Origin of the sequence: Actinoplanes lutulentus (genome assembly GCF_003259845.1) — a bacterium.
GTDB classification, from domain to species: Bacteria; Actinomycetota; Actinomycetes; order Mycobacteriales; family Micromonosporaceae; genus Actinoplanes; species Actinoplanes lutulentus.
The window spans coordinates 133,971-150,470 of the sequence record NZ_QLMJ01000024.1; the positions used below are offsets into that span (position 1 = coordinate 133,971).

12 protein-coding genes are annotated in these 16,500 nt (G+C 67.8%); 8 read left to right on the forward strand and 4 right to left on the reverse strand.

The window, feature by feature from the left end; translation table 11 throughout:
- Positions 1–66 precede the first annotated feature (66 nt).
- From B0I29_RS38850 to B0I29_RS38885, 8 genes are all read left to right on the forward strand, one after another.
- Positions 67–3,039, forward strand: a complete 2,973-nt coding sequence (locus B0I29_RS38850; protein ID WP_111654167.1) for a DNA polymerase III subunit gamma and tau — start codon at positions 67–69, stop codon at positions 3,037–3,039.
- A gap of 156 nt (positions 3,040–3,195) precedes the next feature.
- Positions 3,196–3,519 (forward strand): YbaB/EbfC family nucleoid-associated protein, encoded by a 324-nt coding sequence (locus tag B0I29_RS38855; protein ID WP_111654168.1) that lies wholly within the window; start codon positions 3,196–3,198, stop codon positions 3,517–3,519.
- A 4-nt stretch (positions 3,520–3,523) separates the two neighbouring features.
- Complete coding sequence (gene recR / locus B0I29_RS38860) at positions 3,524–4,117, forward strand: recombination mediator RecR (RefSeq protein ID WP_111654169.1); 594 nt, start codon at positions 3,524–3,526, stop codon at positions 4,115–4,117.
- Positions 4,118–4,522: 405 nt separating this feature from the next.
- On the forward strand, positions 4,523–5,527 hold the full coding sequence (locus B0I29_RS38865) for an ABC transporter permease (RefSeq protein WP_111654170.1): 1,005 nt from the start codon (positions 4,523–4,525) through the stop codon (positions 5,525–5,527).
- Between the two features lie 75 nt (positions 5,528–5,602).
- Positions 5,603–7,387, forward strand: a complete 1,785-nt coding sequence (locus B0I29_RS38870; RefSeq protein ID WP_111654171.1) for an ABC transporter substrate-binding protein — start codon at positions 5,603–5,605, stop codon at positions 7,385–7,387.
- A gap of 117 nt (positions 7,388–7,504) precedes the next feature.
- Positions 7,505–8,506, forward strand: coding sequence for an ABC transporter permease (locus tag B0I29_RS38875; RefSeq protein WP_111654172.1), 1,002 nt, complete (start codon positions 7,505–7,507; stop codon positions 8,504–8,506).
- An 11-nt stretch (positions 8,507–8,517) separates the two neighbouring features.
- A complete protein-coding gene (locus B0I29_RS38880; protein WP_111654173.1) occupies positions 8,518–9,558 on the forward strand; it encodes an ABC transporter ATP-binding protein in 1,041 nt (346 codons plus the stop codon).
- Between the two features lie 18 nt (positions 9,559–9,576).
- Positions 9,577–10,614, forward strand: a complete 1,038-nt coding sequence (locus B0I29_RS38885; protein WP_111654174.1) for an ABC transporter ATP-binding protein — start codon at positions 9,577–9,579, stop codon at positions 10,612–10,614.
- A gap of 28 nt (positions 10,615–10,642) precedes the next feature.
- Here B0I29_RS38885 and B0I29_RS38890 read toward each other — a convergent pair whose 3' ends face one another.
- From B0I29_RS38890 to B0I29_RS38905, 4 genes are read right to left on the reverse strand one after another with little or no spacing between them, the layout of a single operon-like run.
- Positions 10,643–12,178 carry a beta-N-acetylhexosaminidase gene (locus B0I29_RS38890; protein WP_111654175.1) on the reverse strand — a complete coding sequence of 512 codons (1,536 nt, stop codon included), beginning with the start codon at positions 12,176–12,178 and terminating at the stop codon, positions 10,643–10,645.
- Positions 12,179–12,220: 42 nt separating this feature from the next.
- On the reverse strand, positions 12,221–13,537 hold the full coding sequence (locus tag B0I29_RS38895; protein WP_111654176.1) for a calcium-binding protein: 1,317 nt from the start codon (positions 13,535–13,537) through the stop codon (positions 12,221–12,223).
- Positions 13,537–15,273 carry a calcium-binding protein gene (locus B0I29_RS38900; protein WP_181558204.1) on the reverse strand — a complete coding sequence of 579 codons (1,737 nt, stop codon included), beginning with the start codon at positions 15,271–15,273 and terminating at the stop codon, positions 13,537–13,539. The genes B0I29_RS38895 and B0I29_RS38900 overlap by 1 nt, the downstream gene beginning before the upstream one ends.
- A 41-nt stretch (positions 15,274–15,314) precedes the next feature.
- A complete protein-coding gene (locus B0I29_RS38905) occupies positions 15,315–16,493 on the reverse strand; it encodes a calcium-binding protein (protein WP_111654178.1) in 1,179 nt (392 codons plus the stop codon).
- Positions 16,494–16,500: the final 7 nt, after the last annotated feature.

Here is a 16,500-nt window from a genome sequence, read left to right on the forward strand (position 1 = left end):
GGGCACCTTGTTTGTTCTTGTCAGACCCTCGGCGGACAATGGCGCGGTCGTCAGGAGGTGGCAGGAGTGGCGCTCGCCCTCTATCGGAAGTACCGTCCTCGGACCTTCGCCGAGGTCATCGGTCAGGAGCACGTCACCGAGCCGTTGTCGCAGGCACTGCGGAGCGGCCGGCTCAACCACGCCTACCTCTTCTCCGGCCCGCGCGGTTGTGGCAAGACCTCCAGCGCCCGGATCCTGGCCCGCTCGCTCAACTGCGAGCAGGGGCCGACCCCTGATCCGTGCGGCGTCTGCATGTCCTGCAAATCGCTCACCAACGACGGCGCCGGCTCGATCGACGTCATCGAGATCGACGCGGCCAGCCACGGTGGTGTCGACGACGCTCGCGAGATCCGGGAAAAGGCGTTTTTCGCCCCCGCCGCGAGCCGATACAAGATCTATGTCATCGACGAGGCGCACATGGTCTCGTCGGCCGGCTTCAACGCGCTGCTCAAGCTCGTCGAGGAGCCGCCCGAGTTCGTGAAGTTCATCTTCGCGACCACCGAGCCGGAAAAGGTGCTCGGCACCATCCGCTCGCGGACCCACCACTACCCGTTCCGGCTGATCCCGCCCGCGGTGCTGCGTCCCTACCTGCAGAAACTCTGCGAGACCGAGGGCGTCAAGGTCGACCCGACAGTGCTGCCGCTGGTCGTGCGGGCCGGTGGCGGCAGTGCGCGTGACTCCCTGTCGATTCTTGACCAGCTGATCGCGGGCGCCGGCCCGGGCGGTGTCGACTACGCGCGAGCGGTCGCACTCCTCGGCGTGACCGATTCTGCCCTGATCGACGAGATGTGCGAGGCGCTCGCGTCAGCCGACGGCGCCGCGGCCTACGCGACGATCGACCGTGTCGCCGAGGCCGGCCACGACCCGCGCCGCTTCGCGTCCGACCTGCTCGAACGCCTGCGTGACCTGATCATCCTCCAGCAGGTACCGGACGCCGTCGCCAAAGGTCTGATCGACGGCCCTGCCGACCAGCTGGAAGCGATGGCCGGCCAGGCGACCAAGCTCGGCCCGGCGACGCTGTCCCGCAGCGCCGACATCGTGCACAACGGCCTGGTCGAGATGCGCGGCACCACCGCGCCCCGCCTCCTCCTCGAACTCGTCACCGCCCGCATGCTGCTGCCCGGCGCCGACGATTCCTCCAGCGCGCTGCTCCAGCGCCTGGAGCGCTTGGAGCGAGGGTCAACCCCCACTTCGGTACGCACGGACCACACGCCCCCTGGCGACTCCGGCAGTGACGGCTCACGTCCTGCAATGGCATCGCAGGACCCGGTCGGCGGGGCAGCCCCCGCCGCTGCGGCCACCGGTCCTGCTGCCGCTGGCGGCGGCGGCGGAAAAGCCGCCGCGATGGCGGCAGCCGCTGCGGCCGCCGCAGCAGCGAAGGGCAAGCCGGTAAGCGCGGGCCGCACAGCCCCGGTCTCCCCGGCCCCGGCGGCGGCCACTCCGGTGTCCGCGCCTCCAGCCTCAGCTGCTCCGCTCTCGGCTGCTCCGGTCTCGGCTGCTCCGGTCTCGGCTGCTCCGGTTTCCGCGCCCCCCGTTTCGGCCGCCCCGGCCGTGGCTCCGGTTTCGGCCGTCCCCGTTTCGGCTGCTCCGGTTTCGGCCGTGCCTGTCTCGGCGCCGGCTGGTGACGCGGCAGCTGACTGGAACGCTGTCGCCGAAGGCAGCCACGACGAAGAGCCGCCGCCGTGGGACGAGGAGCCGGTCGAACCCGCACCGACCCCGACGCCCGCGCCCGTCCCGGCCGCCGCGCCGCCTGCTGCACCTGTCCAGCCTGTCGACCGACTGGACGAGGTTCGGGCCGCGTGGCTGGAGCTCGGCCGTTCGCACGACAAGGTCGGCGTGATGCAGAAGAGCGGCATCGACCTGCGCGCTGTCGAGGGCGACACCGTCGTTTTCGGGGCGCCTACGCCGAAATATGCGGAACGCCTGGTCAGCGGCTATCAGGACGTGATCACCGGAGCGTTCGCACGCGCTCTCGGCGGGCAGTGGCAGATCCGCTGCGACGTCGGCGAGGCCGCACCGGCACGCGGCCCGGCCACCGGCACCCAGAACCAGCCCGCCGACCACCGGCCGCCGACCTCAGCTCCGAACCGCCCGGCATCCGCGACCTCAGCTCCGAACCGTCCGGTGTCCTCGGCATCAGCGCCGGAGCGCAACTCAGGCCGGACCGAGTCCCGGCCGTCCCGTTCCCAGCGCCCCGCGACAGCGGACGCCGACGACGACTGGCCTGAACCGGCCCGTCCCGCTGATGCGGTTCGCCCGCAGGACGATGCTGCCTCGGACGACGACACCGGCTGGCCTGAGCCTGCTCGGCCGGGTAGTGCCGGTCCGCGACCGCCGGTTCCGGCCGCCGCGGAACCTGTCGAGGAAGAAGCCTGGCCCGAGACCGCCAAACCAGGAGGCGGCACACCCGCTGCCCCCGTCGACGCATCGCCTCCGGAACCCGCGGTCGGTGAGGCCGCGCCCTCGGCGACAAACATCCCGGCGGACAGCGCACCGGTCGCGCCGACCGACTCCCCAGCACCGACCGCCTCCCCAGCGCCGACCGTGTCCCCAGCACCGGTGAAGGCTCCGCCGGTGGCTCCTCCGCAGGCTGCTCCTGCGGTGCCGCCGGCCGCCAAGGCCGCCCCGGCCCGGTCGGCGGCCATGGAGGCTGCCCGGGCTGCCGCGCGTGGTGGCAGCGGTGCGATCGCCGGTGGGGGGCGTGCCGGATCGGCGGCGGCCAAGCCCGGCGCCGGAGCGGCAGCGGCCGGCGGGTCCGCCTGGTCGGACGGGTCGCCCACCGAGGAAGCGCCGTACGACCCGGAGTACGACGGTCCGCCCCGTGCGGGCGCGGTTTCCGGGGCGGCACCCCGGGGCGGCGCGACGATTGAGGGCTTTGACCCTGGTGATGAGCCGCTTGACGACGTGCTTGATGAGAAGACGGCGCGGCAGAGCGGCGAGGAGCTGGCGATGCAACTGCTTCGCGATGCCTTCGGGGCCGAGAAGATCGCCGAAATCTGACGTCGGTGGGTGCGCTCTTTACGCGTACCGAAGATGGGGTGTCCGTTGGCGCGTCGGCGGGCATGAGGTTGGTGGCGGCTACGCTGGCGGCGGAACTTTCGACCGCTGTGTGCCGTCGATGGTGGTTACGAAATCAATCAGTTGAGGAGCGGTGCCATGCGCCCCGGTGGACAGCCGAACATGCAGCAGATCATGAAGCAGGCGCAGAAGATGCAGGCGCAGGTCGCGCAGGCGCAGGCCGAGCTGGCCGAGGCCGAGCTGACCGGGACCGCCGGCGGCGGCCTGGTGACGGTGACGATCACCGGTCTCGGTGAGTTCAAGGCTGTGAAGATCGACCCGAAGGCGGTGGACGCCGACGACGTCGAGACCCTTGAGGACCTGCTGCTCGCGGCGATCCACAACGCGGCCGAGTCGCAGCGTGAGCTCGCCGAGAAGAAGATGGGACCGGCCACCGGCGGCTTCTCCCTGCCGGGGTTCTGATCCCGTGTACGAAGGTGCCATTCAGGATTTGATCGATGAGCTGGGCCGGCTTCCGGGCGTCGGCCCGAAATCGGCCCAGCGCATCGCGTTCTACGTCCTCTCCGCGGACCCGGCCGACGTGAACCGGCTGGCCGGCGCGCTGCGCAAGGTCAAGGAGCTGGTCCGCTTCTGCACGATCTGCTTCAACGTGGCCGAGCAGGAGCAGTGCCGGGTCTGCCGGGACACCCGCCGCACCAACGAGGTGCTGTGCGTGGTCGAGGAGCCCAAGGACATCGTCGCGATCGAGCGGACCGGCGAGTTCCGCGGGCGGTACCACGTGCTCGGCGGGGCGATCAACCCGCTTGAGGGCATCGGCCCGGACAATCTGAAGGTCCGTGAGCTGTTGATCCGGGTCGGCACCGGTGAGGTCAAGGAGCTGATCCTGGCCACCGATCCGAACACGGAGGGTGAGGCCACGGCGACCTATCTCGGCCTTCTGATCAAGCCGATGGGTATCGCGGTGACCCGTCTCGCGAGCGGTCTGCCCGTCGGCGGCGACCTTGAGTACGCGGACGAGATCACTCTGGGCCGGGCGTTCGAAGGCCGACGAGCGATTTAATTTTACGTCTCGTAACGCGAACGTAACGGGCTGCGAGCGTTTGCGCCCGATTCGCCACTTAACCGCCGTCCACAAGGTAATTTCCGATTGGTCGGCGTTCTAGGTCACGGTGACATCACGAGGGAGACACGGAAGCATCCGCGTGCGGTCCGTGAACTTGACCCAGAGCACTCACTAGGTGAATGTTCCTCTCGATGGCGGCAACACCCGCCGTCGAGTGCCTTCGTGGTGTCCGGCCAGATCTCGGTCGGTACGGCGAGGGTCGGCACTCGAGGCATATGCGATAACCGATCGGTTGCCGTTAGCTACGTGGGCCATCGCCACCGCTCGGGGGATCTTCCGTGTGCCCTGAACTGTGGCTGTGGACTCCCGTCGCCCGGCGACTGGGAGAGGACCGGCGAATAGATGTCGCTTGGCCCAGAAGCGTCGATCACTGAAGAGACGACGCCGACAGCCGACGCGGCTGAGGTGCGAAGCCCCGGCGAGTCAGCGATCGCGGGTCGATCACTGAAGCAGATCGCCTGGCGACGCCTGAAGAAGGACAAGGTCGCCATTGGCGGCGCCTGTGTCGTCCTCTTCCTCATCCTCATCGCGATCCTTGCCCCGGTGCTGACCAAGCTGTTCGGTCATCCGATCGACGAGTGGCACCCGGATCAGGTCGATCCGACGTTCGCCACCCCGGTCCACCCGTGGGGCGGCATCACCAGCGACTTCATTTTCGGCGTGGAGCCGACGACCGGCCGGGACATCTTCAGCCGCATCGTCTACGGCGCGCAGACCTCGCTGACTGTCGCATTCCTCTCGGCGTTCCTGTCGACAATCCTCGGCGTGCTGTTCGGCACCGCGGCCGGCTTCCTCGGCGGCTGGGTCGACTCGATGATCAGCCGGGTGATGGACTTCCTGCTCGCGTTCCCGCAGCTGCTGTTCTCGATCGCGCTGGTCTCGGTGCTCCCACAGGAGTTCCTCGGGCTGGGTAGCCGCTGGTCGCGTGTGAGTGTGCTGGTCCTGGTGATCGGCTTCTTCGGCTGGCCGTACATCGGCCGGATCGTGCGAGGCCAGACGCTCTCCCTGCGTGAGCGGGAGTTCGTCGAGGCGGCTCGCAGCCTTGGCGCCCGATCGCCGCGCATCCTCTTCCGGGAACTGCTGCCGAACCTGGCGGCGCCGATCCTCGTCTACACGACGCTGATCATCCCGACGAACATCCTCACGGAAGCCGCACTCAGCTTCCTCGGCGTCGGTATCCCACCGCCCAACCCGTCGTGGGGCGGCATGCTTTCGGACGCCGTCACCTTCTACTCGATCGACCCCATGTTCATGATCATCCCGGGCGGAATGATCTTCATTACTGTGCTGGCCTTCAACCTCTTCGGTGACGGCCTGCGCGACGCGCTCGATCCCAAAGCCCGCTGATACAGGGGTCAACGCAGAACATCGCATGTTTGAGCGGACCGTTCGGCTCCGCTGTTCGAGGAGGTAGGAGAACAGGTGTCTCGAAAGACAAGGGCGATAGCGGCAGCAGGTGTCGCTGTTGTGCTGGGGCTGACCACCGCTGCGTGCGGTGGTTCGGACAGTGACGACAACGACAGCACCAGCACCTCTGGTGGCAAGGCCGCATACAACGCCGCGATCACGGACGTCGTCAACCCGTCGACGACCAAGGGCGGCACGCTGAACCTGTGGAGCTCGCAGGATGCGGACTCGTGGGACCCGGCGCGTGGCTACTACGCGTTCGTCTGGAACCTCAACCGCCTCTACACCCGCAAGCTGGTCGAGTACTCGGCCGTCCCGGGCAAGGCGGGTCTGGAGCTCCAGGCCGACCTCGCCGAGGCGCTGCCGACGATCAGCGACGACAAGCTCACCTACACCTTCAAGCTGCGCAGCGGCGTGAAGTGGGACGACGGTGCGGCGATCACGTCGAAGGACGTCAAGTACGGCATCGAGCGGGTCTGGGCCGCGGACGCCATCTCCGGCGGTCCGGTCTACCTGCCGGCGCTGCTCGACCAGGGCCAGAACTACCCGGGCCCGTACAAGGACACCGACGCTGAGAAGCTCGGTCTGAAGTCGGTCACCACCCCGGACGACTCCACGATCGTCTTCAAGCTGGCGAAGCCGTCCTCGGACTTCATCTACCTGCTGGCGATGCCGGGCTCCGGCCCGGTGCCGCAGAAGCGGGACACCGGCGCGCAGTACGGCTCGGCGCCGGCCGCGTCCGGCCCGTACATGTTCAAGGAAGGCAGCATCCAGCCCGGTAAGGGTGTCTCGTTCGTCCGTAACCCCAACTGGGACCAGGCGACCGACCCGATCCGCAAGGCGCTGCCGGACGCGATCAACCTGACGATCACCACCAACGCCGATGACCTCGACAGCCGGCTCCTCGCCGGTACCGCGGACCTCGACGTCGGCCAGACCGGTGTGCAGGCGGCGGCTCGTACCAAGCTGCTGACCGACCCGAACCTGAAGGCGAACGCCGACACCCCCACCACCGGCTTCCTCCGGTACGCGGGCCTCGCGACCTCGGTCGCCCCGCTGGACAACATCGAGTGTCGTAAGGCCATCATCTACGCGGCCGACCCGACCACTCTGCAGTCCGCTCGTGGTGGCCCGATCGCGGGTGGCGACATCGGCACCAGCATGCTGCCGCCGAACATCGCCGGCTCGGACGCCAAGTACGACCCGTTCAACCGGCTCCAGGGCAAGTCCCAGGTCGACGAGGCCAAGAAGGCTCTGACCGCCTGTGGCAAGCCGACCGGCTTCGACGTCACCATCGCGGTTCGTAACAACCGTGAGGCCGAGGTCAAGACCTCCGAGGCCCTGCAGGCCGCTCTGAAGGTCGTCGGCATCAACGCCAAGATCGAGCAGTACGACGGTGCCCAGCAGGCTTCCATCACCGGTTCGCCGGACAACGTGAAGCGCAAGGGCTACGGCATCATCATCGGCGGTTGGGGTGCTGACTACCCGACCGGCGCCGGTTACATGCAGCCGCTGTCCGACAGCCGCTTCATCCCGGAGAACGGCAACTACAACCTGGCTGAGATCAAGGACCCGGCGATCGACAAGCTGTACGACGACGCGCAGCTTGAGACCGACACCGCCAAGGCCGCTGAGCTCTACAGCCAGATCAACCACAAGATCATGGAGGGCGCTTACTACCTGCCGTTCGTGGTCGACAAGGCGCTCAACTACCGCAACCCGCGGCTGACGAACGTCTACATCCACGACGCGTTCGGCATGGTCGACTTCCAGGCCGTCGGCGTCAGCGACGGCAAGTAAGTCAGTCGGCAACGCCCTTAGTGGCAACGGGTAATTCGAAGGGTTGGTGAAGGCCGCCCGCGGCGGGCGGGCACCGGTTCGCAAGACCGGTGCCCGCCCGTCCTTCGGCCGAACGACGTGCTGGCTTACATCATCCGGCGGTTGATCAATGCCGTCATCACGCTGCTCGTGGTCACGCTCGTGACCTTCGGGATCTTCTTCGGCGTCCCGAAGATCACCGGTAGCGACCCCGCACTGCTTTACATCGGTAAGACGGCAGACGCGGCGTCGATCGAGGGCATCCGCACGAAGATGGGTCTCGCCGATCCGATCCTGGTGCAGTACGGCAAGTTCCTGAAGGGCCTGGTCGTCGGCCGGGATTACTCCAGCGGACCTGACGTCATTCACTGCCCGGCCCCGTGCCTCGGTTACTCGTTCAAGACCGACCGGCTGGTCACGCCGACGCTGCTCGCCGACATCCCGGTGACGTTGTCGCTGGCGATCGGCGCGGCGATCCTGTGGTTGATCATCGGTATCTCGGCCGGCGTCATCTCGGCGCTCCGAAGAGGAACGTTGATCGACCGGGCGGTGATGACGGGAGCCCTGGCCGGCGTCTCGCTGCCCATCTACTTCACCGGCCTGCTGGCGTCCGCGATCTTCATCTACTGGCTGGAGTGGTTACCACAGGGCCAGTACGTGCCGTTCACCGAGAATCCCGGCGAATGGTTCGTGCAGATGTTGCTGCCGTGGATCACGCTGGCATTCCTCTTCGCGGCGACCTACGCTCGTCTGACCAGGGCGAACATGTTGGAAACCCTGGGTGAGGACTACATCCGTACAGCTCGGGCCAAGGGCCTGCGGGAGCGGACCGTCATCGGCAAGCACGGTCTGCGCTCCGGCCTCACCCCGATCGTCACCGTCTTCGGTCTCGACCTGGGCGCGCTGCTCGGCGGCGCGGTGCTCACCGAGAGCGTCTTCAACCTGCGCGGCCTCGGTTACCAGGCGCTGGACGCGATCCGCGCCAACGACCTGCCGGTGATCCTCGGCGTCACGCTGATCGCCGCGTTCTTCATCGTCTTCGCCAACCTGCTCGTGGACCTCGTCTACGGCGTCATCGACCCGCGCGTGCGGCTGAGCTGAGGGAGAGAAAGATGTCCGTCAACTCGGCTACCGACCGCCCGTTCCTCGAGGTCAAGGACCTCACGGTTCGCTTCGAGACGGACGACGGCATCGTGCAGGCCGTCTCCGGGTCGAACTTCTCGCTGCGGGCCGGCCAGACGCTCGGCATCGTGGGCGAGTCCGGCTCCGGCAAGAGCGTCACCTCGCTCGCGCTGCTGGGCCTGCACCGGACCCGCAGCAACGCGAAGGTCAGCGGGGAGATCTGGCTCGACGAGAAGGAACTGGTCACCGCCACCGACGAAGAGGTTCGTAAGCTTCGCGGCGGCAAGATGGCGATGATCTTCCAGGACCCGCTGAGCGCGATGCACCCGTACTTCACTGTCGGGTCGCAGATCGTTGAGGCGTACCGGGTGCACCACCCCAGTGCGAACAAGAAGGTCGCGCGTGAGCGGGCCATCGACATGCTCGCCCGGGTCGGCATCCCGCAGCCGGAGCGGCGCTTCCACGATTACGCGCACCAGTTCTCCGGCGGTATGCGCCAGCGCGCGATGATCGCGATGGCGCTGGTCAACGACCCGAAACTGCTGATCGCCGACGAGCCGACCACAGCGCTCGACGTGACAGTGCAGGCGCAGATCCTGGACCTGATCCGCGATCTGCAGGAAGAGTTCGGCTCCGCGGTCATCATGATCACGCACGACCTCGGCGTGGTGGCCGAGCTCGCCGACGAGGTCCTGGTGATGTACGGCGGCAAGGTCATCGAGCGTGGCCCGACGATCGACCTGTTCCAGCGTCCGCAACACCCGTACACATGGGGTCTGCTCGGATCGATGCCGCGCCTCGACCGTGAGGTGCGCGACCGGCTCAACCCGGTCAAGGGATCGCCGCCCAGCCTGATCAACCTGCCGGACGGATGTGCTTTCCACCCGCGCTGCCCCTATGCGGGTCGCAACGGTGACCGGTCCTTCAAGGAGGTGCCGGTGCTGATCGGCGGGGCCCACTCGGTCGCCTGCCATCTGCCGCCCGACCTGCGAAACAAGATCTTCCAGGAAGAAGTGGCTCCGAACCTCTGAGCGGGGAGTAAAAGAACGATGAGCGAGAACCTGCTCGAGGCGACCGGGGTGCAGAAGCACTTCCCGATCACGAAGGGTCTGTTCCGGCGTCAGGTCGGTTCGGTGCGCGCTGTCGACGGCATCGACCTCGATGTACGGTCCGGCGAGACGCTGGGTCTGGTCGGTGAGTCCGGTTGCGGCAAGTCGACGCTGGGCCGGCTCTTCACCCGGATCCTGGAGCCGACCGCGGGCAAGATCGTCTTCGAGGGTCAGGACATCACCCACAAGTCGGTCACCCAGATGCGGCCCCTCCGCCGCGACGTCCAGATGATCTTCCAGGACCCGTACTCGTCGCTTAACCCGCGGCATACGGTCGGATCGATCATCGCGGCGCCGCTGCAGATCCAGAACATCCCCACCCCGCAGGGCCTCAAGAAGGCCGTGCAGGAACTGCTGGAACTCGTCGGGCTCAACCCGGAGCACTACAACCGGTACCCGCACGAGTTCTCCGGCGGTCAGCGCCAGCGCATCGGCATCGCCCGGGCGCTCGCGCTCAGGCCGAAACTGATCATCGCGGACGAGCCGGTGTCGGCACTCGACGTGTCGATTCAGGCCCAGGTCGTGAACCTGCTCGAAGACCTGCAGAACGAGTTCGACCTCACCTACGTCTTCATTGCGCACGACCTCTCGGTGGTCAGGCACATCTCCGATCGGGTCGCCGTGATGTACCTCGGCAAGGTGGTGGAGATCGCCGATCGCGACGACCTCTACAAGAACCCGCGTCACCCGTACACGGTCGCCCTGATGTCGGCGGTCCCGGTGCCGGACCCGGTCCGGCGTGATCGCGCGCAGCGCGAGCGCGTGCTTCTCACCGGCGACGTGCCGAGCCCGATCAACCCGCCGTCCGGCTGCCGGTTCCGCACCCGCTGCTGGAAGGCGCAGGACATCTGCGCGACCGAGGAACCGCCGCTGGTCACCCGCCTGGAGGACCCGCAGTCGCACCTCACCGCGTGCCACTTCCCGGTGGTCTCGGACGAGGTCGTGGCCGGTCGCCGCCCGCAGCCGGCGTCCGCCTGATCACTTTCCGCCGCTCGCCGCGGATCGCCTAACTCCAGGGGATCTGCGGCGAGCTGTAGAAATGCACTCCCTGCCGGGTCCAGCGCGGGCCATAGGCCCCCAGCCTGGCTTTGAACGAATTCCAATCATGGGTGGACCGAGGCGACCAGCCGAGCTCGGCGATGGCCACGAGCCGCGGAAAAGCCAGAAACTCGATCTCCGCGAGATCGGTCAAGGTCTCCGACCACAGCGGCGCCTCAACCCCGAAGACCAATTCCTTGGGTACGCGTGACAGAAGCTGATCCGGGTCCCAGGAGTACGAGTCGCGTACCTCGGTCGTCCCCGCCCAGTGCAGTCCGCCCGGGGTGAGCAGGTCGTACTGCATGTCCAGATAGGCCCGGTCGGCCGGGGACATGATGACCCGGCCGGTGGTCTCCAGCGGTGGTGCCTGGTGGTTCCAGTACTGGACGATGGCGTTCGGTTGTTTCGCGGCCGCGATCTCCTGCCAGCCGATCGCCGTCTTTCCGTATTTGCCGACCATCGGCAGGACCCGTTCCTGAAACGTCAGGTAATCGGCGTGCGGCGTCGAATGCGCCTCGTCCCCGCCGATGTGCAGAAACGGTCCGGGCGTCATCGCGGCAAGCTCCCGGATCACATCCTCGGCGAACCGGTAGGTGATCTCCTTGCCGGCGCAGAGCGAGCTGTAACCGACCCGGATGTCGATCCTCGGCCTCGGTGCCACTGCGTCGCAGGTCAGCTCGGGGTATGCCACCTGGGCCGCGTTCACGTGCCCGGGCATGTCGATCTCCGGGACGATGGTGACGTACCGCTGCGCGGCGAATTCCACTATCTCGCGATATTCCGCTTTCGTGAGAAAGCCGCCGCCGGTCCCTCGAACCCCGGTGCCCGGCGCGCCGCCGATGCTGGTGAGCCGCGGCCAGCTGTCGATCTGGATCCGCCAGCCCTGGTCGTCGGAGAGGTGCAGGTGCAGAAAGTTGATTTTGAACCGGCTGATCTGGTCGATGTACCGCTTGACCTCGTCCGGTGTGTGAAAGTGCCGGGCCAGGTCGAGCATGGCGCCCCGATAGGCGAAGCGCGGCCGATCGTTGATCCGGCCACCGGGGATCGTCCAGGGTCCCTTTTGGATCTTCCGGCTCTCGATCTCGGCCGGGACCAGCTGGCGCAGGGTCTGCACACCGTTGAAGAGTCCGGCAGGGGTGCCGGCTGTCAGCTCGACCCGGTCCCGGTCGACGCCGAGCCGGTATGCCTCGCCGTCCAACCGGCCGTCGAGACTGATTTTGATCGCGTTGTTCGTGGCGTCCTCGACCACCGGTAACGGGAAGCCGGTGGCCGGACGCCAGGCGGCGGCGAGCTGCTCGGCTATCGCGACGGCCGGTCCGCCGGCGGTGATCACCGTGTCCGGGGTGAGGTCGAAACCCTCCCGTCCGGGAATCGCTTCGGCGGGAGCGGGCAGAACGCTGCTGATCGAGAGCGGCAGCGGCGCCGGGCCGGGGCCGGCCGAAGCCGTGGTGACTGCCAGCGGAAGGGCCAGAAACGCGGCGACGGCCAGGTGGGTGACACGCACCCGCCTGACCGTACCGAGGTGGATCAATGGTTGTCGGGTGGGTCAGTCGACGCGGGGGACGCTGGAGCCGCCCTCGTAGATCCGATCGTCGCCCGAGCCGCCATCCAGCAGCCCGCTTCCGTAGAGCACGTCGTTGCCCAGCGAGCCGTAGATCTCGTCCGGGCCGGCACCGCCGCGGAGGACGTTCTCCCAGGAGTTCCCGGTGATGTGATCGGACCCGTGGCCACCCGTGAGGTCCTCGATGTCCTCGGAGATCGTGTCCTTCTCGTAGGAGGTCCAGCTGTAACCGGTGCTCGGCTCGAAGGCGAGGAAGTAGAAGTTCGACTCCCCGTCGTTGCCGGTCCTGCCATCGTTGCTGATGGTCAGGTTCGCGGTCCGCTGTTCGTAGGTCACCAGGTCGCGGCCGGCGCCACCGGTGAAGACGTCCGAGTCGGTGCCGATGCGCACGTTCTGGTCGAACGTGTCGTCGCCGTCGCCGCCGTACTCCTTGTCGTCGCCGCGGTCGCCGACGAGCTTGTCGTTGCCGGCGTCGCCGTACAGCCTGTCGTTGCCGGCACCGCCGTCCACGTGGTCGTTTCCGGCACCCGCGGACAGCTGGTCGTCGCCGTCGTTGCCGTAGAGGCGATCGTTGCCGGTGCCGCCCCAGAGCTTGTCGGCCCCGCTTCCGGCGACGATCCGGTCGTTGCCCACGCCGCCGTCCAGCGAGTCGTTGCCGGAGCCGCCGGCCAGCGTGTCGTTGCCGCTGCTGCCGGCGACCCGGTCATTGCCCGGCCCGCCGTCGAGGCTGTCGTTGCCGGTGCCCCCGTAGATCCGGTCGGTGCCGGTCTGCGCGCCGATGCGGTCGTTGCCGATGCCGCCGTCGACGAGGTCGTCGCCGGAGCCGCCGTCGAGGCTGTCGTGGCCGCCGCTGCCGTAGATCCGGTCGTTGCCGGAGTCGCCGACCAGCTTGTCGTTGCCGCTGCCGCCGGTGATCGTGTCGTTGCCCGGACCTGCCGAGGCGATGACCCTGATGCCGGACTTGTTGGTCAGGGTGTCGTTGCCGTCGTAGAGGATGGCGGTGATCTCGGCCGGGTTCTTCGCGGTGGTGCAGCGGACTCGGGTCTTGTCGCCCTTGACCTGCTTGCAGCCCTTGCCGGCCTTGATCGTGACGCGGTCGTTGATGGTGACAGTCCGGCCGGAGCGGGTGATCGTGATGGTGTTGGTCCGCTCGGCCGCCGCTTTGAAGACGATCTTCGTACCGGAGACCGAGGCGACGCCGGTGCTCGCGGCGAGGGCGGCCGTGGGTGCGGCGGCCGCACTCACGGCGATTGTGGTGAGGAGGGCGACGCCGGCACGCACCGGCCATGAGGTGTGCGGCATCAGAGTTTTCCCACCTGGCCGCAGCCGGTCGCAGTGTCGTTGCTGTGCACGTGGCAGACTCCGGCGTTGCTCAGGACGTCCGGATCGCCGTCGTCGGTCTCCCCGTCGCTGCCCCAGAGGAAGACGTCGGGGCCGTCGCCGCCGTCGATCTCATCAGCGCCGTCGCCGCCGCGGACGATCACGCCGTTCCAGCCGTCGCAGCACCCTGGGCTCACGAAGTCCACCCGGAGGTAGTCGTCGCCGGCCTTGCCGGAGAGGTAATCGCCCCAGTAGTCGCCGACCATGGAGATCAGAACGTCGGCGTACGGCGACCCGATGATGCTGCCGACGCGAGATACCTCATCACCCTCGCCCTTCTGGCCGTCCTGGCCGTAGGCGTTGTGCGGATCGACGGTGACCGGGCCGTCGGCGAACTCGTAGGAGACGGTGTTTCCACCGATCATGACGTCGGCGCCGACCGGGCGCGGTGTGCTGGACGGGGTGTCGTAGTCGCCGAAGTAGAGGTCGCCCTTTTCCAGCCGGTCGTTTCCGGCGCCACCCACCAGGTCGTCCCTGCCGTGGTCGTCGGCCCACGGGTTGCCCGCGTTGATGCCGGTGCCGCCGCCGTTGAGGTAGTCGTCGCCGGCCCCGCCGTTGAGGTAGTCACTGCTGAGCATGCCGTACAGGAAGTCGTTGTCCGGGCCGCCGAGGATCCGGTCCGATCCGTCTCCGCCGACCAGGACCTCGATGTCGGTGGAGATGGTGTCGTGCTCGGCCTGATAGGTCTTGCCGGCCTCGTAGGCCATCGTGCCGTCGTCGCCGGCCACACCGTTGTTGCTGATCGTCACCCCGGTCTCGCGCTTCGCGTAGGTGACCTCGTCCTTGCCGGTGCCGCCGGCGAACAGATCGGCGTCCACCTTCGTGGTGGTGGCCTGGACGAACCTGTCGTTGCCGGCCCCGCCGTACTCCTTGTCGTTGCCGTCGTCGCCACGCAGCTCGTCGTCGCCGTCGCTGCCGTAGAGCTTGTCGTCGCCGGTGCCGCCGAGGACGCGGTCGTTGCCGGCGCCGCCGTCGAGGGAGTCGTTTCCGGCCTCGCCGTTGATGACGTCGTGGCCGACTTCGCCGACCACCCGGTCGTTGCCCGCTCCGCCGTACAGGGTGTCGTTGCCGGTGCCGCCGTAGACGTAGTCGTTGCCGGCGCCTCCGGTCAGGCGGTCGCTTCCGGCGCTGCCGTAGACCTTGTCGGTGCCCGCTCCGCCGTCGATCTGGTCGTTGCCGGTGCTGCCGTCCAGGCTGTCGTTGCCGGCGCCACCCCAGATGCGGTCGTTGCCACTGTCGCCGACAAGGCGGTCGTAGCCGGGGCCTCCGTAGAGCTTGTCGTCGCCGGTTCCGGCGTACCCAAAGAAGTTGATTTTGGTTCGGTTGGAGAGGGCGTCGTTCTTGTCGCCCAGGTGGGCGGTGATCTGGGTGGGCGCCTTCTTGGTGGTGCACTTGACCTTGGTCTTGTCGCCCTTGACCGGCTTGCAGCCCTTGCCCGCCTTGAGCGGGACGCTGTCGTTGATCGTGATGGTGCGGCCGGACTGGCTGAAGTTGATCGAGTTGGCCTTGCCCGGCGCGGCCTTGAAGACGATCTTCGAGGTGCCGGAGACCGAGGCGACTCCGGCCGGCGCGGCGGACGCGGGTGCGGCGACCGCGCCGACCGCGACCGTGGTGATCAGGCTGACGCCGATGCGCGCCAGCCAGGGTGAATGTGACACGAATGTCCCCCGTGGACGGTTGTGGATGGGATCAGAGCTGTTCAGAGCTGGTTGACCTGCTGGCAGCCGGTGGCTGTGTCGGTCGGGTGGACGTAACACATCCGGCCGTTTGTCAGGGTGTCCGGGTCGCCGTCGTCGTACGAGCCGGAGCCGAACAGGAGGTTGCCGTTGGAGAGGCGGTCCGCGCCGTCGTCGCCGTAGAGGTCGACCTCGCCGTCGCCGCTGAGGACGTCGTCGCCCGCGCCGCCGTGGATGTACCCGGTGTGGTGGGTCGCGGTGGCGTGCAGGACGTCGGCGTACGGCGAACCGAAGATCTGGCTGATCGGGCCGACGATCATGTCACCCTCGCCCGGCTCGCCGTGCGTACCGCCGCCCTGACCCGGCTCGCCGTGCGGGCCGTCGACTCCGACCCGGACCGGGCCGTTCGCGTACGTATAGAAGAACGTGTTGCGGGCGTCCTCCTCGCCGGTCTCGCCGATCATCAGGTCGGCGCCGACCGGACGCTTCCGCTTCGAGGCGGTGTCGTAATCGCCGTAGTAGCTGTTGTCGCCCGCGCCACCCGTGAGCCGGTCGATGCCGGCGCCACCGACGAGTTTGTCGTTATTCGACCCGGTCAGGCTCGGGCCGGCCCAGGTGCCCTCGCCGAGGACGACGTCGTTGCCGGCACCGCCGTTGACGTAGTCGGCACCCGGGCCGCCGTAGGTCATGTCGTCGCCGTCGCCACCGATGATCCGGTCGTTCCCGGCGACGCCGTCCAGGCTGTCGTCGCCCCCGGCACCCCAGATCCGGTCGTTGCCGTCATCGCCGACGATGCGGTCGGAGGAGGGGCCTCCGGTCAGCTTGTCGGCGCCGGTTCCTCCGTACAAGAAGCTCTTGATTTTGGTCTTGTTGATCGCTGTGTCGTTGCGGTCGTAGAGGAAGAGTTTGACCGCTGAGGGGGTCTTCTTGGTGGTGCAGCGGACCTTGGTCTTGTCGCGTTTGACCTTCTTGCAGCCCTTGCCGGCCTTGACCGTGACGCGGTCGTCGATGGTGACGGTCCGGCCGGAGCGAGTGATCGTGACGGCGTTGGTCTTCTTGCTGCCGGCCTTGAAGGTGACGACAGAGCCTGCGACCGAGGCGACGCCGGTGCTCGCGGCGAACGCCGGTGTGCCGGTCGCGCCGATGGTGACGATGGTGAGCAGGCCGACGCCGATGCGCGCCGGCCACTGCGAATGAGACATGGCTGTT

Bases quoted from the DNA above. Each gene is read 5' to 3' on its own strand.
- B0I29_RS38880 (WP_111654173.1), top strand. From the start codon at position 8,518: ATGTCCGTCAACTCGGCTACCGACCGCCCGTTCCTCGAGGTCAAGGAC.
- B0I29_RS38865 (WP_111654170.1), top strand. From the start codon at position 4,523: ATGTCGCTTGGCCCAGAAGCGTCGATCACTGAAGAGACGACGCCGACA.
- B0I29_RS38895 (WP_111654176.1), bottom strand. From the start codon at position 13,537: ATGCCGCACACCTCATGGCCGGTGCGTGCCGGCGTCGCCCTCCTCACC.
- B0I29_RS38885 (WP_111654174.1), top strand. From the start codon at position 9,577: ATGAGCGAGAACCTGCTCGAGGCGACCGGGGTGCAGAAGCACTTCCCG.
- B0I29_RS38905 (WP_111654178.1), bottom strand. From the start codon at position 16,493: ATGTCTCATTCGCAGTGGCCGGCGCGCATCGGCGTCGGCCTGCTCACC.
- B0I29_RS38855 (WP_111654168.1), top strand. From the start codon at position 3,196: ATGCGCCCCGGTGGACAGCCGAACATGCAGCAGATCATGAAGCAGGCG.